Origin of the sequence: Citrobacter sp. RHBSTW-00944, from assembly GCF_013615435.1 — a bacterium.
In the GTDB taxonomy this organism is placed as follows: Bacteria; Pseudomonadota; Gammaproteobacteria; order Enterobacterales; family Enterobacteriaceae; genus Citrobacter; species Citrobacter braakii.
Window position 1 is genome coordinate 4,496,502 of the sequence record NZ_CP055418.1, and the last position, 24,658, is coordinate 4,521,159.

31 protein-coding genes are annotated in these 24,658 nt (G+C 52.4%); 15 read left to right on the forward strand and 16 right to left on the reverse strand.

The window, feature by feature from the left end; genetic code table 11:
- Positions 1-21: 21 nt before the first annotated feature.
- Together ftsH and rlmE are read right to left on the reverse strand one after the other, a co-directional pair.
- The gene (ftsH, locus tag HV334_RS21800) at positions 22-1,956 is read right to left on the reverse strand and encodes an ATP-dependent zinc metalloprotease FtsH (RefSeq protein WP_019077783.1); all 1,935 of its coding nucleotides are present in this window, start codon (positions 1,954-1,956) and stop codon (positions 22-24) included.
- Positions 1,957-2,055: 99 nt separating this feature from the next.
- Positions 2,056-2,685: a 23S rRNA (uridine(2552)-2'-O)-methyltransferase RlmE gene (gene rlmE, locus HV334_RS21805; protein ID WP_003025015.1), complete on the reverse strand. Its 630-nt coding sequence runs from the start codon at positions 2,683-2,685 to the stop codon at positions 2,056-2,058.
- 125 nt (positions 2,686-2,810) lie between these two features.
- Here rlmE and yhbY point away from each other — a divergent pair, with 125 nt between their 5' ends.
- A complete protein-coding gene (gene yhbY / locus HV334_RS21810) occupies positions 2,811-3,104 on the forward strand; it encodes a ribosome assembly RNA-binding protein YhbY (protein WP_003025016.1) in 294 nt (97 codons plus the stop codon).
- A 153-nt stretch (positions 3,105-3,257) separates the two neighbouring features.
- Here yhbY and greA read toward each other — a convergent pair whose 3' ends face one another.
- Positions 3,258-3,734, reverse strand: coding sequence for a transcription elongation factor GreA (gene greA, locus HV334_RS21815; RefSeq protein WP_016154674.1), 477 nt, complete (start codon positions 3,732-3,734; stop codon positions 3,258-3,260).
- Positions 3,735-3,982: 248 nt separating this feature from the next.
- Here greA and dacB point away from each other — a divergent pair, with 248 nt between their 5' ends.
- Positions 3,983-5,416, forward strand: coding sequence for a serine-type D-Ala-D-Ala carboxypeptidase (dacB, locus tag HV334_RS21820; RefSeq protein WP_181220895.1), 1,434 nt, complete (start codon positions 3,983-3,985; stop codon positions 5,414-5,416).
- 95 nt (positions 5,417-5,511) lie between these two features.
- Here the strand turns inward: dacB and cgtA are convergent, their stop codons facing one another.
- The 4 genes from cgtA to rplU form a co-directional block, all read right to left on the reverse strand.
- Positions 5,512-6,684 carry an Obg family GTPase CgtA gene (gene cgtA / locus HV334_RS21825; protein ID WP_016154676.1) on the reverse strand — a complete coding sequence of 391 codons (1,173 nt, stop codon included), beginning with the start codon at positions 6,682-6,684 and terminating at the stop codon, positions 5,512-5,514.
- A 15-nt stretch (positions 6,685-6,699) separates the two neighbouring features.
- The gene (locus HV334_RS21830; RefSeq protein ID WP_049040918.1) at positions 6,700-7,665 is read right to left on the reverse strand and encodes a DMT family transporter; all 966 of its coding nucleotides are present in this window, start codon (positions 7,663-7,665) and stop codon (positions 6,700-6,702) included.
- A gap of 127 nt (positions 7,666-7,792) precedes the next feature.
- The gene (gene rpmA, locus HV334_RS21835; RefSeq protein ID WP_003025030.1) at positions 7,793-8,050 is read right to left on the reverse strand and encodes a 50S ribosomal protein L27; all 258 of its coding nucleotides are present in this window, start codon (positions 8,048-8,050) and stop codon (positions 7,793-7,795) included.
- 19 nt (positions 8,051-8,069) lie between these two features.
- The gene (rplU, locus tag HV334_RS21840; RefSeq protein WP_003025032.1) at positions 8,070-8,381 is read right to left on the reverse strand and encodes a 50S ribosomal protein L21; all 312 of its coding nucleotides are present in this window, start codon (positions 8,379-8,381) and stop codon (positions 8,070-8,072) included.
- Between the two features lie 257 nt (positions 8,382-8,638).
- Between rplU and ispB the strand changes: the two genes are divergently transcribed.
- Both ispB and sfsB read left to right on the forward strand, forming a co-directional pair.
- Complete coding sequence (ispB, locus tag HV334_RS21845) at positions 8,639-9,610, forward strand: octaprenyl diphosphate synthase (RefSeq protein ID WP_019077785.1); 972 nt, start codon at positions 8,639-8,641, stop codon at positions 9,608-9,610.
- A 221-nt stretch (positions 9,611-9,831) separates the two neighbouring features.
- On the forward strand, positions 9,832-10,116 hold the full coding sequence (sfsB, locus tag HV334_RS21850) for a DNA-binding transcriptional regulator SfsB (protein WP_016154679.1): 285 nt from the start codon (positions 9,832-9,834) through the stop codon (positions 10,114-10,116).
- A 59-nt stretch (positions 10,117-10,175) separates the two neighbouring features.
- Here sfsB and murA read toward each other — a convergent pair whose 3' ends face one another.
- From murA to mlaF, 7 genes are all read right to left on the reverse strand, one after another.
- Positions 10,176-11,435: a UDP-N-acetylglucosamine 1-carboxyvinyltransferase gene (gene murA / locus HV334_RS21855; protein WP_181220896.1), complete on the reverse strand. Its 1,260-nt coding sequence runs from the start codon at positions 11,433-11,435 to the stop codon at positions 10,176-10,178.
- Positions 11,436-11,488: 53 nt separating this feature from the next.
- Positions 11,489-11,743, reverse strand: a complete 255-nt coding sequence (gene ibaG / locus HV334_RS21860) for a BolA family iron metabolism protein IbaG (RefSeq protein WP_003025040.1) — start codon at positions 11,741-11,743, stop codon at positions 11,489-11,491.
- A 169-nt stretch (positions 11,744-11,912) separates the two neighbouring features.
- Positions 11,913-12,206 (reverse strand): lipid asymmetry maintenance protein MlaB, encoded by a 294-nt coding sequence (gene mlaB / locus HV334_RS21865; RefSeq protein WP_016154680.1) that lies wholly within the window; start codon positions 12,204-12,206, stop codon positions 11,913-11,915.
- Positions 12,206-12,841 (reverse strand): phospholipid-binding protein MlaC, encoded by a 636-nt coding sequence (gene mlaC, locus HV334_RS21870; protein WP_016154681.1) that lies wholly within the window; start codon positions 12,839-12,841, stop codon positions 12,206-12,208. The genes mlaB and mlaC overlap by 1 nt, the downstream gene beginning before the upstream one ends.
- Positions 12,842-12,859: 18 nt before the next feature.
- A complete protein-coding gene (mlaD, locus tag HV334_RS21875) occupies positions 12,860-13,417 on the reverse strand; it encodes an outer membrane lipid asymmetry maintenance protein MlaD (RefSeq protein WP_016154682.1) in 558 nt (185 codons plus the stop codon).
- A 4-nt stretch (positions 13,418-13,421) separates the two neighbouring features.
- Positions 13,422-14,204 (reverse strand): lipid asymmetry maintenance ABC transporter permease subunit MlaE, encoded by a 783-nt coding sequence (gene mlaE, locus HV334_RS21880; protein WP_003025053.1) that lies wholly within the window; start codon positions 14,202-14,204, stop codon positions 13,422-13,424.
- Between the two features lie 7 nt (positions 14,205-14,211).
- On the reverse strand, positions 14,212-15,024 hold the full coding sequence (gene mlaF, locus HV334_RS21885) for a phospholipid ABC transporter ATP-binding protein MlaF (protein ID WP_016154683.1): 813 nt from the start codon (positions 15,022-15,024) through the stop codon (positions 14,212-14,214).
- A gap of 214 nt (positions 15,025-15,238) precedes the next feature.
- On the opposite strand from mlaF, the gene HV334_RS21890 reads away from it, so the two are divergent.
- The 11 genes from HV334_RS21890 to npr all read left to right on the forward strand — a co-directional run bounded on the left by HV334_RS21890 (position 15,239) and on the right by npr (position 23,158).
- The gene (locus tag HV334_RS21890) at positions 15,239-16,216 is read left to right on the forward strand and encodes a calcium/sodium antiporter (RefSeq protein ID WP_181220897.1); all 978 of its coding nucleotides are present in this window, start codon (positions 15,239-15,241) and stop codon (positions 16,214-16,216) included.
- Positions 16,217-16,229: 13 nt separating this feature from the next.
- Positions 16,230-17,216 carry an arabinose-5-phosphate isomerase KdsD gene (kdsD, locus tag HV334_RS21895; RefSeq protein ID WP_016154685.1) on the forward strand — a complete coding sequence of 329 codons (987 nt, stop codon included), beginning with the start codon at positions 16,230-16,232 and terminating at the stop codon, positions 17,214-17,216.
- A gap of 20 nt (positions 17,217-17,236) precedes the next feature.
- Positions 17,237-17,803 carry a 3-deoxy-manno-octulosonate-8-phosphatase KdsC gene (kdsC, locus tag HV334_RS21900; protein WP_046276014.1) on the forward strand — a complete coding sequence of 189 codons (567 nt, stop codon included), beginning with the start codon at positions 17,237-17,239 and terminating at the stop codon, positions 17,801-17,803.
- Entirely contained in the window at positions 17,800-18,375 is a 576-nt protein-coding gene (gene lptC / locus HV334_RS21905; protein ID WP_047358522.1) for an LPS export ABC transporter periplasmic protein LptC, read from the forward strand. The genes kdsC and lptC overlap by 4 nt, the downstream gene beginning before the upstream one ends.
- Complete coding sequence (lptA, locus tag HV334_RS21910; RefSeq protein WP_047358523.1) at positions 18,344-18,892, forward strand: lipopolysaccharide ABC transporter substrate-binding protein LptA; 549 nt, start codon at positions 18,344-18,346, stop codon at positions 18,890-18,892. Before lptC ends, lptA begins: the two co-directional genes overlap by 32 nt.
- 6 nt (positions 18,893-18,898) lie before the next feature.
- Complete coding sequence (gene lptB, locus HV334_RS21915; RefSeq protein WP_003025073.1) at positions 18,899-19,624, forward strand: LPS export ABC transporter ATP-binding protein; 726 nt, start codon at positions 18,899-18,901, stop codon at positions 19,622-19,624.
- A gap of 46 nt (positions 19,625-19,670) precedes the next feature.
- Positions 19,671-21,104, forward strand: coding sequence for an RNA polymerase factor sigma-54 (rpoN, locus tag HV334_RS21920; protein ID WP_047499743.1), 1,434 nt, complete (start codon positions 19,671-19,673; stop codon positions 21,102-21,104).
- 22 nt (positions 21,105-21,126) lie between these two features.
- Positions 21,127-21,414, forward strand: coding sequence for a ribosome hibernation promoting factor (hpf, locus tag HV334_RS21925; protein WP_003025078.1), 288 nt, complete (start codon positions 21,127-21,129; stop codon positions 21,412-21,414).
- Between the two features lie 83 nt (positions 21,415-21,497).
- Positions 21,498-21,989, forward strand: coding sequence for a PTS IIA-like nitrogen regulatory protein PtsN (ptsN, locus tag HV334_RS21930; protein ID WP_016154690.1), 492 nt, complete (start codon positions 21,498-21,500; stop codon positions 21,987-21,989).
- 45 nt (positions 21,990-22,034) lie between these two features.
- Complete coding sequence (gene rapZ, locus HV334_RS21935; protein WP_003025085.1) at positions 22,035-22,889, forward strand: RNase adapter RapZ; 855 nt, start codon at positions 22,035-22,037, stop codon at positions 22,887-22,889.
- Positions 22,886-23,158: a PTS phosphocarrier protein NPr gene (npr, locus tag HV334_RS21940; protein WP_003828770.1), complete on the forward strand. Its 273-nt coding sequence runs from the start codon at positions 22,886-22,888 to the stop codon at positions 23,156-23,158. Before rapZ ends, npr begins: the two co-directional genes overlap by 4 nt.
- A gap of 98 nt (positions 23,159-23,256) precedes the next feature.
- Here npr and mtgA read toward each other — a convergent pair whose 3' ends face one another.
- Positions 23,257-23,976: a monofunctional biosynthetic peptidoglycan transglycosylase gene (mtgA, locus tag HV334_RS21945; protein ID WP_016157575.1), complete on the reverse strand. Its 720-nt coding sequence runs from the start codon at positions 23,974-23,976 to the stop codon at positions 23,257-23,259.
- Entirely contained in the window at positions 23,973-24,626 is a 654-nt protein-coding gene (gene elbB / locus HV334_RS21950; RefSeq protein ID WP_181220898.1) for an isoprenoid biosynthesis glyoxalase ElbB, read from the reverse strand. Before elbB ends, mtgA begins: the two co-directional genes overlap by 4 nt.
- Between the last annotated feature and the right edge of the window lie 32 nt (positions 24,627-24,658).

Genomic DNA, 24,658 nt, shown 5'->3' on the forward strand with positions numbered 1-24,658 from the left:
ACGGTCATCATCAACGATAACTTATTTGTCGCCCAGTTGCTCTGACATGGTGCCAGAGTCCGGCGCACGCGGTTCATCAACCGGACGCGGCGCACTCGGCTTGCCGGTGCTGCCAGAGTTGTTGTTAGAAGAACCCGGTTCTTCCCAACCCGCTGGCGGACGTACCTCGCGGCGAGCCATCAGATCATCAATCTGCGGCGCATCGATGGTCTCATATTTCATGAGCGCATCTTTCATCGAGTGCAGAATGTCCATGTTTTCGTTCAGCAGACGACGCGCACGGTCATAGTTACGCTCAATCAGCAGTTTAACTTCCTGATCGATAATACGAGCCGTTTCATCGGACATATGTTTAGCTTTCGCCACAGAACGTCCCAGGAACACTTCGCCTTCTTCTTCAGCGTACAGCAACGGACCGAGTTTCTCGGAGAAGCCCCACTGAGTAACCATGTTACGCGCCAGGTTAGTCGCGACTTTAATGTCGTTCGACGCACCGGTAGAAACATGTTCAACACCGTAGATGATCTCTTCGGCCAGACGACCGCCGTACAGCGTGGAGATCTGACTTTCCAGTTTCTGACGACTGGCGCTGATAGCGTCGCCTTCAGGCAGGAAGAAGGTCACACCCAGCGCACGACCGCGCGGGATAATCGTCACTTTGTGCACCGGATCGTGTTCCGGTACCAGGCGACCGATAATCGCGTGGCCTGCTTCGTGATACGCGGTAGATTCTTTCTGCGCTTCCGTCATCACCATGGAGCGACGTTCCGCACCCATCATGATTTTGTCTTTCGCTTTCTCGAATTCAACCATCGATACAACACGCTTGTTGCCACGAGCTGCAAACAGCGCCGCTTCGTTGACCAGGTTCGCGAGATCCGCACCGGAGAAGCCAGGCGTACCACGTGCAATGATTGCCGCATCGATATCCGGAGACAGCGGTACGCGACGCATATGCACTTTCAGGATCTGTTCACGACCGCGGACATCCGGCAGACCAACCACAACCTGACGGTCGAAACGGCCTGGACGCAGCAGCGCAGGGTCAAGAACGTCCGGACGGTTAGTTGCCGCGATAACGATAATGCCTTCGTTACCTTCGAAGCCGTCCATCTCAACCAGCATCTGGTTCAGTGTCTGCTCACGTTCATCGTGACCACCGCCCAGACCTGCACCACGCTGGCGGCCTACGGCGTCGATTTCATCGATGAAGATGATGCACGGTGCCGCTTTCTTGGCTTGTTCGAACATGTCACGTACACGAGATGCACCGACACCCACGAACATTTCCACGAAATCAGAACCGGAAATGGTGAAGAAAGGAACCTTCGCTTCACCTGCGATAGCTTTCGCCAGCAAGGTTTTACCTGTACCCGGAGGACCGACCATCAGGACGCCTTTCGGGATTTTACCGCCCAGCTTCTGGAAACGGCTCGGTTCGCGCAGATACTCAACCAGCTCAGCAACTTCTTCTTTTGCTTCGTCGCAACCAGCAACGTCTGCAAAAGTCGTTTTGATCTGATCTTCCGTCAGCATGCGCGCTTTGCTCTTACCGAACGACATGGCACCTTTGCCACCACCGCCCTGCATTTGACGCATGAAGAAGATCCAGACACCAATCAGCAGCAGCATTGGGAACCAGGAAATGAAGATAGAAGCCAGCAGGCTCGGCTCTTCAGGCGGTTCACCAACAACCTTGACGTTTTTGGTCAGCAGGTTATCAAGCAGCTTCGGATCGTTAACCGGAATGTAGGTCGTGTAACGGTTACTATCTTTCTTGGTAACGTTAATCTCACGTCCGTTGATCTTCGCTTCACGAACCTGGTCCTGATTGACCTCTTGCAGGAAGGTAGAGTAATCAACCTTACGGCCATTAGACTCGCTGGGCCCAAAGCTCTGGAATACTGACATCAGCACAACGGCAATGACCAGCCAGAGAATTAGGTTTTTCGCCATGTCACTCAAGGGATTAACCTCATATTACAACTGTGTTAAAAACAGCGTCAGGATACTCTATATCCAGTTTCTTTCAAACTTTCGTTTGAAATCTACCGGTTATGGTTTACGCCCGGTCGCTACAATATACACTTCACGCGAACGGGCGCGAGAAGAGTCCGGCTTACGAACTTTGACCTTCGTAAACAGGGAGCGAATCTCTCTTAGATACTCATCGAAACCTTCGCCCTGGAACACCTTCACTACAAAACTACCACCTGGCGCTAATACATCACGAGCCATTCCAAGCGCCAGCTCTACCAGATACATGGCCCGGGGAATATCCACCGCCGGTGTTCCACACATATTTGGCGCCATATCAGACATGACAACTTGTACTTTACTGTCACCTACGCGCTCAAGTAACGCTTTCAGGACTAATTCATCACGAAAGTCGCCCTGAAGGAAGTCCACACCAACGATTGGATCCATAGGTAAAAGATCGCAAGCGATAATGCGGCCAGTGTTGCCGATCTGCGTAACCGCATATTGCGACCAGCCACCGGGTGCAGCACCGAGATCAACAATCGTCATCCCCGGTTTAAAAATTTTGTCACTTTGCTGTATTTCATCAAGTTTAAACCAGGCACGGGAACGTAACCCCTTTTTCTGCGCCTGCTGAACATATTTATCGCTAAAGTGTTCCTGAAGCCAGCGACTCGAGCTGGCAGAACGCTTTTTACCTGTCATTTCACATTCCCAAAGGGCAGTTCATCGTAACCAATGGTGTAAATTTCTACACAGCTATTTGGCGATATATGGGAGATGGCGGTAGAATGACCCGTTTTCAATCCCAACGTAAGCAAAAATATACGATGAATCTGAGTACTAAACAAAAACAGCACCTGAAAGGTCTGGCACATCCGCTCAAGCCTGTAGTTATGCTTGGCAACAATGGTTTGACCGAAGGGGTACTGGCCGAGATTGAACAAGCGTTAGAGCACCATGAACTTATCAAGGTGAAAATCGCCTCGGAAGATCGCGATACTAAAACCTTGATCGTGGAAGCTATCGTACGCGAAACCGGCGCCTGCAATGTACAGGTCATCGGTAAAACGCTGGTACTGTATCGCCCGACTAAAGAACGTAAAATCTCGCTGCCACGCTAAGAATATCCCAAAGTTGCACACGAAGTTTGTGTAAAACGCGGGATTTTCCGCTAGCAGGAGAGCAAAATGCCACGCTCTCTTCGTTGATAAAAGGCCGCTATGCGGCCTTTTTCCTTTCTTTACAATGTATCAACATCTTAACCAAGATGCGAATTACAGGTATTCTACCTTCGTTACTTCATATTCAACTTCACCGCCCGGCGTTTTAATAACCACCACGTCATCCTGCTCTTTACCGATCAGGCCACGAGCAATAGGCGAGTTCACCGAAATCAGGTTCTGTTTAAAATCGGCTTCATCATCGCCGACAATACGCCAGGTCTGCTCTTCGTCGTTATCGAGATTCAGCACGGTAACCGTCGCGCCGAAAACTACGCGACCATTGTTCGGCATTTTTGTGACGTCGATAACCTGCGCGTTGGACAGTTTAGCTTCGATATCTTTAATGCGCCCTTCGCAGAAACCCTGCTGTTCGCGCGCCGCGTGATACTCTGCATTTTCTTTCAGGTCGCCATGCTCGCGCGCATCTGCGATAGCGGCAATGATTTCAGGACGGCGCACCGATTTCAGAAAATCCAGTTCTTCGCGCAGTTTTTCAGCACCACGTAAGGTCATTGGGATAGCTTGCATTTGTTATACCTCTTGAACATTCCTGTAGGGGGCGGCTGCTCTCACCCCGGCTGCTAAGCCCACTCTGGCATACGCCATGCCAGAGTCAGAAGCAAAAAAATACCGACCCGGGGCTCAGGGTCCCAGGTCAGCTACAATTCTCTATTTGATGATCATTTTACCCTGGAGTTCCCTATGGGTCATCGTTTACTTTTTGGGGCGTTGCGCCGTAGTATGACGGCCTGTTTCCAGGTTGTTAGCGCGAGATTATGCGATTTTCCAGATTTACCATTGGATTGACTGCCAGTATAGCGTTCAGCGTTCAGGCTGCGAACGTCGACGAGTATATCAATCAGCTCCCTGCCGGGGCCAACCTCGCCCTTATGGTACAGAAGGTTGGCGCACCTGCTCCTGCTATTGATTACCATAGCCAGCAGATGGCGCTGCCGGCCAGTACACAGAAAGTGATCACCGCGCTGGCGGCATTGATTCAGCTCGGGCCTGACTTTCGTTTTACCACCACGCTTGAGACTAAAGGCAACGTGGAAGGCGGCGTTTTGAAAGGTGACTTAGTGGCGCGATTTGGTGCCGATCCGACGCTAAAACGTCAGGATATTCGCAATATGGTGGCAACCCTGAAAAAATCAGGCGTGACGCAAATTGCCGGAAATGTCATGATCGACACCTCCATTTTCGCCAGCCATGATAAGGCACCTGGCTGGCCCTGGAACGACATGACGCAGTGTTTTAGCGCACCGCCCGCGGCAGCCATTGTCGATCGTAACTGTTTCTCGGTTTCACTCTATAGCGCGCAAAAACCTAACGATCTCGCCTTTATCCGCGTGGCATCTTACTACCCGGTCACCATGTTCAGTCAGGTGCGTACTCTCGCTCGTGGCTCTGCCGAAGCGCAATATTGTGAACTGGACGTGGTTCCAGGCGATCTCAACCGCTTTACGTTGACCGGATGCCTGCCCCAACGAGCCGATCCGCTGCCGCTGGCATTCGCTATTCAGGACGGTGCCAGCTATGCTGGGGCGATTATCAAAGATGAGCTAAAACAAGCCGGTATCACTTACAGCGGGACTCTGCTGCGCCAGACGCTGGTCAACGAGCCGGGGACCGTGGTAGCCAGTAAGCAGTCGGCGCCGCTGCACGACCTGCTTAAGATTATGCTGAAAAAATCGGACAACATGATTGCCGATACCGTTTTCCGTATGATTGGCCATGCACGATTTAACGTGCCAGGTACCTGGCGAGCAGGTTCTGATGCCGTACGCCAGATTCTGCGTCAGCAAGCGGGTATTGATATCGGCAACACCATTATTACCGACGGTTCTGGGCTCTCGCGCCATAACCTGATTGCCCCGGCGACCATGATGCAGGTGCTGCAATATATCGCTCAGCACGATAACGAGCTGAACTTTATCACCATGCTGCCGCTGGCAGGCCATGACGGCTCTTTGCAATACCGTGCGGGTCTGCATCAGGCTGGCGTAGATGGCAAAGTATCGGCGAAGACAGGCTCACTGCAGGGGGTCTATAACCTGGCAGGCTTCATCACCACGGCAAGCGGTCAGCGCATGGCATTTGTGCAGTATCTGTCTGGTTATGCTGTAGAGCCAGCTGATCAGCGTAATCGCCGTATTCCACTGGTCCGCTTCGAGAGCCGGTTATACAAGGATATTTATCAGAATAACTGAGTATGTTTGCCGGATGGCAGCGCTAACGCACCTAATCCGGCCTTCTGAAACCTGGAAACAAAACCCCGGCAACATGGCCGGGGTTTTTAATGTGATTAACGCTTGTAGATGAACTCAACGCCTTCTTCGTCGTCTTCGTCCCAATCGTCATCCCAATCATCTTCTGCTTCGTCTTCGACTTCAGCGAGTTGCTGGCGGTGATAATCATCCCACATGAACTCGACTTTCTCTGGCTGTTTCGCTTCTTCCGCCTGAACAATCGGGTTCTCGATGATAAAGGTCATCACATCCCAGCAGAGATCCTTCACGCCCAACTGGCTGGCGGCGGAGATCAGGTAATATTTACCTTCCCAGCCTAACGCTTCGGCGATCGCTTTCGCTTTCTCTTCCGCTTCAGCCTTGTCCAGCAAATCAATTTTGTTGAACACTAACCAACGCGGTTTAGACGCCAGATCCTGGCTGTATTTTTCAAGCTCGCCAATAATGATACGGGCATTTTCAACCGGATCGGAACCGTCAATCGGATCGATATCAATGAGGTGTAGCAGTACGCGGCAGCGTTCCAGGTGTTTCAGGAAGCGGATACCCAAGCCTGCGCCTTCAGCCGCGCCTTCAATCAGACCCGGAATGTCGGCAACTACGAAGCTCTTTTCGTTGTCCATACGCACCACACCCAGGCTCGGAACCAGGGTGGTGAACGGATAGTCAGCGACTTTCGGCTTCGCCGCGGACACCGCACGGATAAACGTCGATTTACCGGCGTTTGGCATGCCCAGCATCCCCACGTCCGCCAGCAGCATCAGCTCCAGCATCAGATCGCGTTTATCGCCCGGTGTACCCATCGTTTTCTGACGCGGAGTACGGTTGACCGAGGATTTGAAACGGGTGTTGCCCAGACCGTGCCAGCCGCCTTTAGCGACCATCAGACGCTGACCGTGTTTGGTCATGTCGCCCATGGTTTCGCCCGTGCCCTGATCGATTACACGCGTACCTACAGGCACTTTAATCGTGACATCTTTACCACGCTTGCCGGTGCAATCACGGCTCGCGCCATTCTGTCCACGTTCCGCGCGGAATGATTTTTCAAAACGGTAATCAATCAGCGTGTTCAGGTTTTCGTCGGCTTCCAGCCAAACGTCACCACCATCACCACCGTCTCCACCGTCCGGACCGCCTTTTGGGATGTACTTTTCGCGGCGGAAGCTGACGCAACCATTACCGCCATCACCTGCAACGACCAGAATCGATGCTTCATCAACAAACTTCATTTTACTCTCCGTAAATCATTCGCCTGAGCGGGGCTGCGAAACCACCGTTTCATGCTTACGTAAACCGCCCCAAATTCGATGACCAATGGCGGAATACATCGCGCCCGCAACCACGATAAACGCACCGAGATAACCTAATAGGTTTAGCATCGGTCTGGCGAAGAAATCGGGCCAGGCCAGTGATAATAAATCTGAAAATAACAACGTAAACAGCGGAGTGAGCGTAATAATGGCGCTCACCTGTGCCGCCTGCCAACGCGCCATCGCTTCCGCGAGAGCACCGTATCCTACCAGCGTATTCAGGCCGCAGAATACAAGGCATGCCAGCTGCCAGTCACTGAGCTGCGTGATGACACTGGGTTTAGCCAACGGCAACAACGCAATCGTACATAAAGTGTACAGTAAAAACAGGATCTGCGGTGATGCCAGGCGGCGCAATAACACCTTTTGCGCGACCCCATAGCTCACCCAGACCATCGCCGCACCAACACCAAAGATAACGCCCCAGGTGTAATCGGTGAGACGGGTAAAAATTTCGATCAGACTGGTATTAAAAAACAGAACCAGACCGCTCAGAAGCATAATGGCGCCAATCACCTGCGTACCGCGCATCTTTTCTTTTAGGATAAAGACGCTGGCAATCATCATACCAACCGGTGACAGCTGACCGATAACCTGCGAAGCCGTTGGGCTCAAATATTGCAAGGATGAACTAAACAGAATGAAGTTACCGAACAACCCACCGGTAGCGATAGCCAACAGGATCAGCCAACGCGCTTTGCGAAAAATACGCAACGGAGGGAGCTTTTTTTTAACCGCAAGAATAGCGCCAAGGCCAATGCTTGCCATTAAAAAACGGTAGAACACCACGGTAGGAGGCTCCATCACCTCCAGCACTTGCTTCATCGCTATTGGCAAAGCGCCCCAACATACTGCCGTTGTGAGTGCTAACAGAATACCAATACCTGCCTGCTGCTTCATGCCGTATTCCCTGCAAGGGCTCGTTTCCGGGTTATCACGGCGCGACGAGCGTATTTACCGGCCGTCGAATGTAAAAAGCCCCGCAACGTGTTGCGGGGCTTTTATCCGTTACCGGGACGCGAAAAACTTATTCAGCAACGATGCTGATGAATTTACGGTTTTTCGGGCCTTTCACTTCAAATTTCACTTTACCGTCTGCTTTAGCAAACAGAGTGTGGTCTTTGCCGCAACCAACGTTGGAGCCAGCGTGGAATTTAGTACCACGTTGACGAACGATGATGCTACCAGCCAGAACTGTTTCACCGCCGAAGCGTTTTACGCCCAGACGTTTAGCCTCTGAATCGCGACCGTTACGAGTCGAGCCGCCAGCCTTTTTATGTGCCATTTAATCTGCTCCCCTTAACTTAAGCGCTGATGCCAGTGATTTTTACATCAGTGAACCACTGACGATGGCCCTGCTGCTTACGGTAGTGTTTACGACGACGAAACTTAACAATTTTAACTTTCTCGCCACGACCGTGAGCAACAACTTCAGCTTTGATAACGCCGCCATCAACGAAAGGAACGCCGATTTTGACTTCTTCACCGTTTGCGATCATCAGAACTTCTGCGAATTCAACAGATTCGCCAGTTGCGATGTCCAGCTTTTCCAGGCGAACGGTCTGACCTTCGCTTACTCGGTGTTGTTTACCACCACTTTGGAAAACCGCGTACATAAAAAACTCCGCTTCCGCGCACACCTTTTTGATGATTCAGAGTGCGCTATAAATATTCACAATAGGGCGCGAATATTACGCAAAACGCGAGCCTTTGACAAGTGCTACGTCAATACATGAAGAAAAAAAACACAACACGTACGGTAACGTTTATCTATGGCGTTTTTTCAGTACAATCAGCATATATTTATAACCCTAAACCCGACGTTACCTTCCGATACAGTGAGGTAATCGGGGCGAGAAGCCCGGCTTTTGCGATGAATTTAGAAAAAATCAATGAGTTAACCGCGCAAGATATGGCGGGGGTCAATGCGACAATCCTTGAACAGCTCAATTCCGACGTGCAGCTGATCAATCAACTGGGGTACTACATCGTTAGCGGCGGCGGAAAACGCATTCGCCCAATGATCGCCGTACTCGCCGCGCGTGCAGTTGGCTACCAGGAAAATGCGCACGTTACGATTGCAGCCCTCATCGAGTTTATCCACACCGCGACCCTGTTGCACGACGATGTTGTGGATGAGTCCGACATGCGCCGCGGAAAAGCCACGGCGAATGCGGCGTTTGGCAATGCGGCCAGCGTGCTGGTCGGCGATTTTATCTATACCCGCGCTTTTCAGATGATGACCAGCCTCGGTTCGCTGAAAGTGCTGGAAGTCATGTCGAAAGCGGTCAACGTCATCGCCGAAGGTGAAGTCTTGCAGTTGATGAACGTCAACGACCCGGACATCACTGAAGAAAACTATATGCGCGTTATCTACAGTAAGACTGCGCGTTTGTTTGAAGCGGCTGCCCAATGCTCTGGCATTCTGGCTGGTTGCAGCGAAGAACAAGAGAAAGGGTTGCAGGATTATGGCCGTTATCTCGGTACCGCTTTCCAGTTAATTGACGATTTGCTGGATTACAACGCGGATGGTGAGCAACTGGGTAAAAACGTCGGTGATGACCTCAACGAGGGTAAACCAACGCTGCCGCTGCTGCATGCCATGCGCCACGGCACCCCTGAACAAGCACAAATGATCCGCCAGGCTATTGAGCAGGGTAATGGCCGTCACCTTCTGGAGCCTGTTCTGGAAGCGATGAACGCCTGTGGTTCCCTGGAGTGGACTCGCCAACGTGCAGAAGAAGAGGCTGATAAGGCCATCGCTGCGCTGCAGGTACTGCCTGATACGCCGTGGAGAGAAGCGCTGATTGGTCTGGCGCATATCGCCGTACAGCGCGACCGTTAATACCCTGCGGCATCTTTCATCATCCCGTGCCCTGCACGGGATGCTTTTATAAATTCCAATAAACACGTCCCCCTCTCCAGCAACCTTCGCATAAATTTGGCATATTCTGAATATACTCACACTTTACATGAACATTTTAGAACATTCGTTCTCCGGGCGTTATAGTATCTCCACAACCGATCGTGGAACCATAAGTCGATAACCAAAGGAGAGATGAGTTTATGGAAAACAAGCTGATTGACTGGCATCCGGCCGATATCATCGCCGGACTGCGCAAGAAAGGGACCTCAATGGCCGCTGAATCACGTAAAAATGGATTAAGCTCATCAACGCTGGCCAATGCGTTAACACGCCCATGGCCAAAAGGTGAGTTGATTATCGCCCGATCGTTGGGAACCGACCCGTGGGTGATTTGGCCGTCACGCTATCACGATGCAAAAACACATGAGTTTATCGACAGAACGCGGATGATGAGGGGACGCAAAGAGAAACAGAATCCTGAATGAACACTGATGAGTAGTAACCCCCGGTTCACAGAACTGGGGGTTACAAGAGACGTAGACGATTACTCGCCTTTCACGCGCTCAATGTTTGCGCCCAGCGCGCGCAGTTTATCTTCGATGCGCTCATAGCCGCGATCGATGTGATAAATACGATCGACTACCGTCGTACCTTCAGCAATACACCCTGCCAGCACGAGGCTTGCAGATGCGCGCAGATCGGTCGCCATAACCTGTGCGCCGGAGAGCGTTTCCACGCCGTGGCAAATCACGGTATTGCTTTCGATTTCTGCGTGAGCGCCCATACGGCTCAGTTCAGGCACGTGCATAAAGCGGTTCTCAAACACGGTTTCTGTGATGAAACCCGTCCCTTCTGCCACCAGGTTCAGCAACGTGAACTGGGCCTGCATATCGGTAGGGAACGCCGGGTGCGGCGCTGTGCGCACATTGACCGCTTTCGGACGTTTACCGTGCATGTCCAGGGTGATCCAGTCGTCACCGACTTCGATATCCGCTCCCGCATCACGCAGCTTCGCCAAAACGGCATCCAGCGTGTCAGGTTGTGCATTACGGCAGATAATTTTGCCGCGAGAAATTGCCGCTGCGACCAGGAAAGTACCGGTTTCGATGCGGTCAGGCAGAACGCGATACACACCGCCGCCGAGGCGCTCAACGCCTTCGATGGTAATACGATCGGTACCCTGGCCTGTGATTTTTGCGCCCAGCGCAATCAGGAAGTTCGCGGTATCCACGATCTCCGGTTCACGCGCGGCGTTTTCGATGATGGTAGTGCCTTCGGCAAGCGTTGCTGCGCACATGATAGTGACCGTCGCGCCGACGCTCACTTTGTCCATGACGATATGCGCGCCTTTAAGACGTCCATCAACGGACGCTTTCACATAGCCTTCTTCAAGCTTAATAGTCGCGCCTAACTGCTCCAGACCAGTAATGTGCAGGTCAACCGGACGCGCGCCGATGGTGCAGCCGCCCGGCAGTGAAACCTGGCCCTGGCCAAAGCGGGCAACCAGTGGCCCAAGCGCCCAGATGGATGCACGCATGGTTTTGACCAGATCGTACGGCGCACAGAAGACGTTCACGTCACGTGCATCAATGTGCACAGAACCATTACGCTCAACTTTCGCCCCCAACTGGCTCAGCAGCTTCATTGAGGTGTCAACATCCTTCAGTTTCGGGACGTTCTGGATCTCTACAGGTTCTTCAGCCAGCAGCGCCGCAAACAGGATCGGCAGCGCGGCGTTTTTAGCGCCTGAAATTGTGACTTCGCCCTGGAGCTTGGTTGGCCCCTGAACACGAAATTTATCCATTATTCTGTTCTCTGTTAAGAATTTATCTTCGCTACCGGCATATCACCCGTAGCTCAAAAACCGTTAAGTTTGCGATCGCGCGCCCATTCCGCTGGAGTAAACGCCTTAATCGACACGGCATGAATGCGGTTGTCCGCAATGTACTCCATCAACGGGCCATAGACCGATTGCTGTTTCTTGACCCGGCTCATGCCTTCAAACATCTCACCCACGGCAATAACCTGAAAGTGACTGCCGTCGCCAGAAACGTGGACTTCCTGGAGGGAGAGTGCATTCATCAGCACGCTCTGAATTTCATTATTTTCCATGGGCTCTTCATTCGTCAGATAGTGAAAACAGCCCAACATCTTAGAGCAAAGTGGCGCTGTCATAAATAAGCAAAAAGCCCCGCTGATAAATCAGACAAGGCTTTAGTGGCAGATCCCCCGCAGAGGAGTTGCCGGATGGCGGCACAAGACCTTATCCGGCTTACAAAAATTAACGAGGAAGAACGTCGTCAGGCAAATTGTAAAGCTGCGCCAGCGTGTACACTTTATCGTTAACGCCAGCGAGCGAAACGCTGTTCCCCTGCTGCTTGCCCTCATTAATCAGGTGCAGCAGTAATGCCAGACCACCGGTATCCACCCGGGAAATCTGGTTCAGGTCGATGCAGGATACCCCTTTCATCGCCTCAACTCGCGCATCCCATAATGGGTTTAACACGTCCTGATCCAGCTCTCCCACCAGCACCAGCTTGTCGCCTTCACGCATCCAGGTGAGTGACTGCGTCATTATTTTTTCTCTTCCAGCGTGATTTTCTGCTGAGAAATAGATTTCAGCTGTGCCGTCAGGCCATCAATACCTTTCGTACGCAGCAGGTCACTCCACTCATTCTGTTTGGTGGTGATCATACTTACGCCTTCAGCAATCATGTCATACGCCTGCCAGTTACCCGTCTGGGAATTTTTACGCCACTGGAAATCCAGACGTACCGGAGGACGACCGTTTGGATCGATGATGGTTACGCGGATAGGCACGATGGTCGCATCACCCAGCGGCTGCTCAGGGGCAATCTGATAGGTCTGGCCGTGGTACATCGCCAGCGCCTGACCGTAAGCCTGCTTCAGATATTCACGGAATGCGGCGAAATAGGCGTCACGCTGAGCCGGGGTCGCATCTTTGTAGTAGCGGCCAAGTACCAGTGCGCCTGCATACTTAACCTGCACGTAAGGCAGCAGTTCCTGATCGACCACCTGACGCAGGTAATCCGGGTTGGAACGGATTTTAGGTTGCTCGTTCTTCAGACGGTCAAACGTCTTCTGCGCCGCCTCATCCATCAGTTTGTACGGGTTCGTCTGGTCCGCTGCGGTTGCCGCGCTAAGTGGAGCAATCACCAGCATAGCCACCATCATCAATCGTTTAAACATACGTCGATTCTCCTGAGATTATTTCGTTGCGCCCGCAGGCGTAGTGGCTTCATTATTGCCTTCAGTTGCGGCTGGCGCATCGCCAGAATTCTTATTGTCATCACCTTTACTGTTGCTGTTGTAAAGGAACTGACCAATCATATCTTCCAGCACCATCGCAGATTTCGTGTCCTGAATCGTACCGCCATCTTTGAGGATAGACGTTCCCAGCTCAGGATCTTCAAAACCTACGTTCAATGCCAGATACTGCTCGCCCAACAGACCGGAAGTACGGATGCTCAGAGAACTGGTGTCAGGAATATGGTTAAAACGCGATTCAATTTCCAGCGTCACGCGCGGCAGGTACGTTTTCTGATCTAACGAGATGTCCGATACGCGTCCTACCACGACCCCGCCAATCCGCACCGGAGAGCGCTCTCTCAGACCGCCGATATTATCAAAGGTCGCATAAATCGTATAAGTCGGTTCAGTACGCATTGAGGTGACGTTCGCCGCCTTCAGGCAGACAAACAGCGCGGCCAGCAGCGCAACCAGCAGGAATAACCCGACCCAAATTTCATTTTTTTTCGTTTGCATGAACTCAATTCCCAAACATCAGTGCGGTCAGCACAAAATCCAGCCCCAGAACGGCAAGAGAGGCGTGCACTACGGTGCGTGTCGTTGCCCGGCTAATCCCGGCAGAGGTCGGGATAGCATCATAACCATTGAACAATGCAATCCAGGTGACCGTAATGGCAAACACCACGCTCTTAATCAGACAGTTGACCAGATCCAGACGCCAGTCGACGGCATTTTGCATAGCCGACCAGAAAAAGCCTGCATCAATACCTTTCCAGCTTACGCCAACCAACGACCCACCCCAGATCCCTACCGCGACAAATATAATCGTCAGCAGCGGCAATGAAATGACACCGGCCCAAAAACGCGGGGAGATCACTCGGCGCAGTGGGTCGACGGCCATCATTTCCAGGCTGGAAAGCTGCTCGGTCGCCCGCATCAGGCCAATCTCTGCGGTTAAGGCCGATCCGGCCCGCCCGGCAAACAACAGCGCCGCAACCACCGGCCCCAGCTCACGTAGCAATGACAGCGCCACCAGCATACCGAGGCTGGTTTCCGCACTGTAGGTCGTCAGCACCAGGTATCCCTGCAACCCCAGCACCATGCCGATGAACACGCCAGAAACAATAATGATCAGCATCGATAAGACACCGACATTATAGAGCTGGCGTATCAGCAGCGGCGCATGTTTGCGAAACTCCGGCTTGCCGACAACTGCATTGAACAACATTAATCCGGCTCGCCCGAACGTCCTGAGGGTTTTTATTCCCCGATGTCCGAGTGATGCCAGCGCATTTAACAACATGGGTGGCTTAACTCCCTGTTTTGAGTAAATCGATGTGGTAGTCGCCCGCCGGGTAACGGAACGGAACCGGTCCATCGGCAATGCCATCGAGGAACTGACGCACACGCGGATCGGCATTTTCTTGCAGCGCCTGAGCACTACCGTAGGCCACTATTTTTTTGTCCGCCATAATATAGGCGTAATCCGCAATACTCAGCACCTCTGGCACATCATGGGAAACCACCACGCAGGTAACGCCCAGCGCGCTGTTCAGTTCAGAAATCAGCTTCACCAGCACGCCCATGGTGATGGGATCCTGGCCGACGAACGGCTCATCAAACATAATAAGGTCTGGCTCCAGCGCGATAGCACGTGCTAACGCGGCACGACGCGCCATCCCACCGGATAATTCAGAAGGCATTAATTTTGCCGCGCCCCGCAGGCCAACGGCCTCGAGCTTCATCATTACCGTGCTTTTCAGCAGCGGCGCAGGCAGCGTTGTATGCTCGCGCAACGGGTATGCAACGTTGTCAAACACATTCATATCAGTAAACAGCGCACCAGACTGGAATAGCATGCTCATGCGCTTACGCACGGTAAATAAACGCGAACGGGACATGGCCGGGACATTTTCGCCGTCAAACAGGATCTCGCCCTTATCCGGGGAGATTTGTCCGCCGATCAGACGCAACAGCGTCGTTTTGCCGATGCCTGATGGCCCCATGATCGCCGTCACCTTACCACGCGGCACCGTCAGGGAAATATTATCAAAGATGCAGCGGTCGCCTCGGGAAAAGCTGACATCGCGCATATCGATTAGATTCGCCACAGACTGACCCATTGATTCATCCTTTACTATTGCCTCGTTGATCGAAGAGTTTGGCGCTCAATTTAGCCCTGAACCCAACATATTTACAGATTATTACCTGTCCTGGTTAGCGAAAGCTGGCATTTGTTTTACTTTTTAGCCGCATAAAGTCAAAATTAAGAATTCGTGACGGCTTCCAGAAATCCTTCAAGTGGACCGGCGAGTATACCTGAAGAAAGGACTTTAGATGCTTTTAGCGACGGCGCTGTTAATAATTGGTTTACTTCTGGTGGTCTACGGTGCCGACCGACTGGTATTTGCCGCATCCATTTTATGTCGAAACTTCGGTATTCCCCCCATTATCATCGGGATGACCGTGGTCAGCATTGGTACATCGTTACCCGAGATAATTGTCTCCGTTGCCGCATCGATGAACGGGCAGCTTGATTTAGCCGTCGGTACCGCCATCGGCTCTAACATTACCAACATTCTGCTTATTTTTGGCCTGTCGGCGCTGATTCATCCTTTTACCGTGCATTCTGATGTTCTGCGTCGTGAATTACCGCTAATGTTGCTGGTAAGCATCTTAGCCGCATCGGTCCTGTATGACGGGCAATTGAGTCGCAGCGATGGTTTCTTTCTTCTGCTTCTGGCCGTGCTATGGCTGTTATTCATTGTTAAAATCGCCCGTCTGGCTGAGCGACAAGGTAACGACAGCCTGACCCGCGAGCAGATCGCGGAACTGCCGCGCGAAGGCGGGTTACCGGTCGCATTTTTGTGGTTGGGTATTGCGCTAATTATTATGCCAATGGCAACGCGTATGGTGGTAGATAACGCAACCGTACTGGCGAACTACTTCGCCATGAGCGAACTCACCATCGGGCTGACGGTTGTCGCTATTGGTACCAGCCTGCCGGAGCTGGCAACAGCAATTGCGGGTCTGCGTAAAGGTGAAAACGATATTGCCGTCGGCAACATCATCGGCGCGAACATTTTTAATATTGTTATCGTCCTCGGACTGCCGGCGCTGATTACGCCGGGTGAAGTCAATCCGATGGCCTTCACCCGTGACTATAGCGTCATGCTGCTGGTGAGCGTAATTTTTGCACTACTCTGCTGGCGACGTCCGCGCCAGATTGGTCGCGGCGCGGGTGCGCTGCTGACCGGCGGTTTTATCATATGGCTGGCGATGCTGTATTGGTTATCGCCACTTCTCGTTGGATAACTGGAAACGCATTATGTCGCACTTAGAGTTGCAACCGGGTTTTGACTTTCAGCAAGCAGGCAAGGAAGTCCTGGCAATTGAACGTGAAGGCCTGGCGGAGCTTGATCAGTACATCAACCAAAATTTTACTCTCGCCTGCGAGAAAATATTCAGCTGCCCGGGCAAAGTTGTAGTGATGGGGATGGGGAAATCTGGACATATCGGGCGGAAAATGGCGGCCACATTTGCCAGCACCGGCACCCCCTCATTTTTCGTGCATCCAGGCGAAGCCGCACATGGCGATCTGGGCATGGTCTCGCCGCAGGATGTAGTCATCGCCATCTCTAACTCCGGTGAATCCAATGAGATAGCGGCGTTAATCCCGGTGTTAAAACGTCTTCATGTACCGCTTATCTGCATGACCGGTCGTCCGGAAAGCAGCATGGCGCGTGCGGCAGATGTGCATCTGTGTGTTAAAGTGCCCAAGGAAGCTTGCCCGTTAGGCCTGGCGCCGACCAGCAGCACGACCGCAACGCTGGTGATGGGCGATGCGCTAGCCGTGGCATTATTAAAAGCGCGTGGCTTTACCGCGGAAGATTTTGCGTTATCTCATCCCGGTGGCGCACTTGGCCGTAAGCTTTTACTGCGCGTTAACGATATTATGCATACGGGCGATGAGATCCCGCATGTGACTAAAAGCGCCAGCCTGCGTGACGCCTTACTTGAGATCACGCGTAAAAATCTCGGCATGACCGTCATTTGCGATGATGACATGAAGATTGACGGTATTTTCACCGATGGCGATTTACGTCGCGTCTTCGATATGGGCGTTGATGTTCGCCAGTTAGGCATTGCCGATGTGATGACCCCTGGCGGCATTCGCGTGCGTCCGGGCATTCTTGCCGTCGATGCCCTGAACTTAATGCAGTCCCGCCATATCACCTCGGTAATGGTTGCTGATGGCGACCGGTTACTTGGTGTGTTACATATGCATGATCTGCTGCGTGCAGGTGTAGTGTAAGAAACTCAAGGATAAAGAAAATGAGTAAAGCAGGTGCGTCGCTTGCGACCTGTTATGGACCCGTCAGCACAGACGTTATCACCCGGGCAGAGAACATCCGTTTACTGATCCTGGATGTGGATGGCGTACTGTCTGATGGTCTGATTTATATGGGCAACAACGGTGAAGAGCTGAAGGCTTTTAACGTCCGCGATGGTTACGGAATTCGCTGTGCGCTCACTTCCGGTATCGAGGTTGCCATTATTACCGGACGAAAGGCTAAACTTGTAGAAGATCGCTGTGCCACATTGGGGATCACGCATTTGTATCAGGGGCAGTCAGACAAACTGGTCGCCTTTAACGATCTCCTTAGCAAACTGGCGATCGCTCCTGAAAATGTTGCGTACGTTGGCGATGATCTGATCGACTGGCCGGTGATGGCGCAAGTGGGATTAAGCGTGGCGGTGGCGGATGCTCATCCTTTGCTGATCCCGCGGGCCGATTATGTCACCCGCATCGATGGGGGACGCGGCGCGGTACGTGAAGTCTGCGATTTATTACTCCTGGCGCAGGGCAAACTGGACGAGGCCAAAGGGCAATCGATATGAGCAAAACCAGACGTTGGGTTATCATTCTACTGTCGCTGGCTGTCCTTGTGATGATTGGTATTAATCTGGCAGACAAAGACGACACCGCTGAGGTCGTCGTAAATAACAACGAGCCAACCTATAAGAGCGAACATACTGATACCGTTGTGTATAGTCCCGAAGGCGCACTGAGCTATCACTTGATCGCGCAAAACGTTGAATATTATTCGGAACAAGCGGTTTCGTGGTTTACTCAACCGGTATTAACCACATTTGATAAGGATAAAGTACCGACCTGGACGATCAAGGCTGATAAAGCCAAATTGACCAACGATCGGATGCTATATCTGTACGGCCATGTTGAGGTCAACGCCCTGGTGCCCGACTCTCAACTACGCAGAATGACGACCGATAACGCACAGATTAACCTGGTGACACAAGACGTCACTTCCGATGATCTCGTCACGTTATATGGCACAACATTTAACTCCAGCGGACTGAAGATGCGCGGCAACTTACGCAGCAAGAACGCCGAGCTGATTGAAAAGGTTAGAACCTCATATGAAATCCAAAACAAACAAACTCAGCCTTAATCTTGTGCTTGCCAGCTCACTTCTGGCCGCCAGCATCCCGGCATTCGCCGTCACCGGCGATACCGAGCAGCCGATTCACATTGAGTCGGACCAGCAGTCTCTTGATATGCAAGGCAACGTGGTGACCTTTACTGGCAACGTGATTGTGACTCAGGGCACCATCAAAATTAACGCCGATAAAGTCGTCGTGACCCGCCCTGGCGGTGAAGACGGTAAAGAAGTCATTGATGGCTATGGTAATCCTGCAACCTTTTACCAGATGCAGGACAACGGTAAACCGGTTAAAGGCCACGCCTCACACATGCATTATGAACTGGCGAAAGACTTCGTCGTTCTCACCGGTAAGGCTTACCTGGAACAGCTCGATAGCAACATCACAGGCGATAAGATCACCTATCTGGTGAAAGAGCAGAAAATGCAGGCCTTCAGCGATAAAGGCAAACGCGTCACCACCGTTCTGGTACCGTCGCAGTTGCAGGACAAAAACAAGGCTCCGGCAGAGAAAAAAGGTAACTGATTCGTTATGGCAACATTAACTGCAAAGAACCTTGCAAAAGCCTATAAGGGCCGCCGTGTGGTGGAAGATGTCAGTCTGACCGTCAACTCCGGGGAGATCGTCGGTCTGCTCGGTCCTAACGGTGCGGGCAAGACAACGACCTTTTACATGGTGGTCGGCATTGTCCCACGTGATGCGGGCAACATTATCATTGATGACGAAGACATCAGCCTACTGCCTCTGCATGCGCGCGCGCGTCGCGGCATCGGCTACTTGCCGCAGGAAGCGTCTATTTTCCGTCGCCTGAGCGTGTTTGATAACCTGATGGCGGTGCTGCAAATTCGTGACGATCTTACCAGCGAGCAGCGGGAAGATCGCGCCAACGAGCTGATGGAAGAGTTCCACATCGAACACCTGCGTGACAGCATGGGACAGTCGCTCTCCGGTGGTGAACGACGCCGCGTGGAGATCGCCCGCGCACTGGCCGCGAATCCGAAATTTATCCTGCTGGATGAACCGTTTGCCGGTGTTGACCCGATTTCCGTTATTGATATCAAACGGATCATCGAACACCTGCGCGACAGCGGGCTTGGGGTGCTGATTACCGACCATAACGTTCGCGAAACGCTGGCAGTGTGTGAGCGCGCCTACATCGTGAGTCAGGGCCACCTGATCGCGCATGGCACGCCAACAGAAATACTGCAGGATGAGCACGTTAAACGCGTATACCTTGGGGAAGACTTCAGACTCTGATAGGGTAGAAGACTTCACGTCACCGCAGGAGAGAACAACTCTGAACATGAAGCAAGGTTTGCAACTCAGGCTTAGCCAACAACTGGCGATGACGCCTCAGCTACAACAGGCTATCCGTCTGTTGCAGCTGTCCACGCTGGAACTTCAGCAAGAACTTCAGCAAGCGCTGGAAAGTAACCCACTGCTCGAGCAAACCGATCTTCACGACGAAATTGATACCCAGGAAAAACAGGACAGCGAATCCCTCGACACCGCAGATGCTCTCGAACAAAAAGAGATGCCAGAGGAGCTGCCGCTTGACGCCAGTTGGGATGAAATTTACACCGCCGGTACGCCTTCTGGCACCAGCGGGGATTACATCGACGACGAACTGCCTGTGTATCAGGGTGAGACCACGCAATCGCTGCAGGATTACCTGATGTGGCAAGTGGAGCTGACCCCGTTCTCGGATACCGATCGCGCAATTGCGACATCCATTGTTGATGCGGTAGACGAAACCGGTTATCTCACCGTAACCCTGGACGATATTCTCGAAAGCATGGGCGATGAAGACGTCGGTATGGACGAAATCGAAGCCGTGCTTAAACGCATTCAGCGTTTTGATCCCGTGGGCGTGGCGGCCAAAGATCTCCGCGACTGCTTACTGATCCAACTTTCACAGTTTGATAAAGCCACGCCGTGGCTGGAAGAAGCGCGCCTGATCATCAGCGATCACCTCGATCTGTTAGCCAACCATGACTTCCGCACGCTGATGCGCGTAACCCGGCTGAAAGAAGATGTGCTGAAAGAAGCCGTCAATCTTATTCAGTCCCTGGACCCCAGACCTGGGCAGTCTATCCAGACCGGGGAGCCAGAATACGTTATTCCGGATGTACTGGTGCGTAAGCATAACGATCGCTGGGTGGTCGAACTCAACGGCGACAGCATTCCACGGCTGCAGATTAACCAGCACTACGCCGCCATGTGCAACAGCGCGCGCAACGACGCTGACAGCCAGTTTATTCGTAGCAATCTGCAGGATGCAAAGTGGCTGATTAAAAGCCTGGAAAGTCGCAATGATACGCTGCTGCGCGTCAGTCGCTGTATCGTTGAACAGCAGCAAGCCTTCTTTGATCAAGGCGAAGAGTTTATGAAACCGATGGTGCTGGCGGATATCGCCCAGGCCGTCGAGATGCACGAATCGACCATTTCCCGAGTGACCACGCAAAAGTATCTGCACAGTCCGCGCGGCATTTTTGAATTGAAGTATTTCTTTTCCAGTCACGTTAACACTGAAGGCGGAGGCGAAGCCTCATCCACAGCTATACGTGCGCTGGTGAAGAAATTAATTGCTGCGGAAAACCCCGCGAAACCGCTGAGTGACAGCAAGTTAACCTCTATGCTGTCAGAACAGGGTATCATGGTGGCACGCCGCACTGTTGCGAAGTACCGAGAGTCTTTATCCATTCCGCCGTCGAACCAGCGCAAACAGCTGGTCTGACCCAACCGATAAGGAAGACACTATGCAGCTCAACATCACTGGAAACAACGTCGAAATCACTGAAGCCTTACGCGATTTTGTTAATACAAAATTCGCCAAGCTAGAACAATATTTCGACCGGATTAATCAGGTCTATATTGTGTTGAAAGTGGAGAAGGTGACACATATCTCGGATGCAACACTGCATGTGAACGGTGGCGAAATTCATGCCAGCGCGGAAGGTCAGGATATGTACGCCGCCATTGACGGTTTAATTGATAAACTGGCTCGGCAGTTAACAAAACATAAAGATAAACTGAAACAGCACTAACTTGTCCGGGCAGTTAGCGGGTGCAGGACGGCCTGTTGTGTAGCACAACGGGCCATTTGTACAGTTAGCGCTTAGGTGAAATTATGACAAATAACGATACGACTCTACAACTGAGCAATGTTCTTAACCAGGAATGTACACGCGCTGGCGTTCACTGCCAAAGCAAGAAACGCGCGCTGGAAATCATCAGCGAACTGGCGGCAAAACAGCTCAGCTTGCCCTCTCAGGTGGTATTTGAAGCCATTCTGACGCGTGAAAAAATGGGCAGTACCGGCATCGGTAATGGAATTGCTATCCCGCACGGAAAGCTGGAAGAAGACACGATGCGCGCAGTTGGCGTGTTTGTGCAACTTGAAACGCCTATTGCTTTCGACGCCATTGATAATCAGCCCGTCGATCTGCTTTTCGCCCTGCTGGTTCCGGCAGACCAAACCAAGACGCATTTGCATACGTTGTCGCTGGTCGCCAAACGTCTGGCCGATAAAACCATCTGCCGCCGCCTGCGCGCAGCACAGAGTGACCAGGAGTTGTATCAAATCATCACGGACACCGAAGGTGGACTGGATGAAGCATAACAACCCAATGGCATCCTTTTTTGTCGTTGTGAGGAGAAACAGTACATGGTACTGATGATCGTCAGCGGTCGTTCGGGGTCAGGAAAATCTGTCGCCCTGCGAGCGCTGGAAGATATGGGTTTTTACTGCGTGGATAACCTTCCCGTAGTGCTGTTGCCCGATCTGGCTCGTACTCTGGCCGATCGCCAGATTTCTGCGGCCGTCAGCATTGATGTGCGCAACATGCCTGAGTCCCCAGAGATTTTCGAGCAGGCAATGAACAATCTGCCTGAAGGCTTCTCACCACAGTTGCTGTTCCTTGACGCCGATCGTAACACCCTGATTCGCCGCTACAGCGACACGCGTCGCCTGCATCCTCTTTCCAGCAAGAACTTATCTCTGGAGAGCGCTATCGATAAGGAAAGCGATTTGCTGGAGCCTCTGCGCTCTCGTGCTGACCTGATCGTGGATACCTCCGAAATGTCCGTGCATGAACTGGCGGAAATGTTGCGTACTCGCCTGCTGGGCAAGCGTGAACGCGAGTTGACGATGGTATTCGAATCCTTTGGTTTCAAACACGGTATCCCAATTGACGCGGATTACGTCTTTGACGTGCGCTTCCTGCCTAACCCGCACTGGGATCCGAAGCTGCGCCCGATGACCGGTCTTGACCGCCCCGTTGCCGCCTTCCTTGACAGGCACACAGAAGTACACAATTTTATCTACCAGACTCGCAGCTATCTTGAGCTATGGTTACCCATGCTGGAGACCAACAACCGCAGCTACCTCACCGTAGCTATCGGCTGTACCGGCGGGAAACACCGTTCGGTGTATATTGCAGAGCAGCTGGCAGACTACTTCCGCTCACGCGGTAAAAACGTACAGTCACGCCATCGTACGCTGGAAAAACGTAAATCATGACCGTGAAGCAAACCGTTGAAATCACGAATAAGCTGGGTATGCATGCTCGCCCAGCCATGAAACTGTTTGAATTGATGCAGGGTTTTGAAGCAGAAGTTTTGCTGCGTAATGATGAAGGAACGGAAGCCGAGGCAAACAGTGTTATCGCTCTGCTGATGCTGGATTCCGCCAAAGGGCGTCAGATAGAAGTTGAAGCCACGGGTCCACAGGAAGTGGAAGCCCTGGCAGCGGTGATTGCCCTGTTTAATTCAGGGTTTGATGAAGATTAGTCGAGTACCTGAAGCGCTGCGCTCATCAGGCCTACACGGCAACGTCACACTCCCGTAGGCCGGATAAAGCATTTACGCCGTATCCGGCAATAAACCCGTTAATACAGCTTATTTTCCCGCATAAACGACTCACCGCCTAGCTGGCGCATTTGGCGCATAATCCACGCCTGACGGCTACGTACATAACCAGAAGGCGCATTCGCTTTAAAACGCAAAGGATTGGGTAATACCGCCGCCAGCAAGGCCGCTTCAGACAGACTCAGCCGACTGGCTGGCTTATGGAAATAGCGCTGCGCCGCTGCCTCCACGCCGAAAACCCCATCACCAAACTCAGCAATATTCAGGTAAACGGTCAGAATACGCTTCTTGCTCCAGACGGTTTCCATACCCAGCGTTAGCCCGGCTTCGAGACCTTTACGCACCCAGCTACGTCCATCCCACAGAAAGAGGTTTTTTGCCGTCTGTTGCGATAACGTCGACGCCCCGCGAATACGGTTTTCATTACGTTCGTTGTGCGCCAGCGCTTTCTCTATGGCGGAAACATCGAATCCCCAGTGCTCGGGAAACTTCTGGTCCTCCGCGGCGATCACCGCCAGTCCCATCCACGGTGAGATCTCATCCATGCTCACCCAGTCTGAGTGCGCCACATAACCGAAATCACCGGACAGCCATGCGCTCAGTTGCCGCTCGACCATCACGGCAGAGAAAGGGACTGGCATCACGCTGAAAAGTGCGATGCCCCCGCCCCAGAATACGGCGAGGACAACGACCGCCCGCAGAAAGATACGTCGCAGAAAGGCGGTAACTCCTTTTCTCATTCAGCCAGCACCAGCACACGTGATACCAGTTTATCGATACCACTCGCGGCCTGAGCGATGTCCTGCGCCAGCATATAGGCGGGAGTGGTGACGATTTTGTTGTCTTCATCAACGACAATGTCATCAACCGGACAAGGCACATGTTCTGCGCCCATCTCTTCCAGCACCTCTGCCGTATCAATATCAGTACCGATGGTCAGACGCAGCGGAAAGTCAAAAATTTTAGGTAACATGGCAGGCGCAATGCACATAAATCCCAGCGGCTTACCCGCCTGATGCATAGCCACCGCCAGCGCAGCTAAGTCGCTATCAACCCGGCACTCACTGCCCTGGCTGGCAAAATTGCTCAGATTTTTGGCCGCGCCAAACCCGCCTGGCACGATCAACGCATCCAGTTCCGTTGAGACTGCCTGAGCAAGTGGGCGAATATCACCGCGTGTTATACGGGCGGCTTCAATCAGCACATTACGCGTTTCCTGCATCGGTTCGCCGGTCAGATGATTAATCACATCCGCTTGTTGTTTATCCGGTGCAAAACAGACGGCCTGAGCACCGTTGCGGGCAATCGCCAGAAGCGTGAGAACAGTTTCATGGATCTCTGCGCCGTCATACACGCCGCATCCGCTGAGCACTACACCCAATTTTTTCATCGTGATACTCCTTTCTCAACTGGCTGAAACAT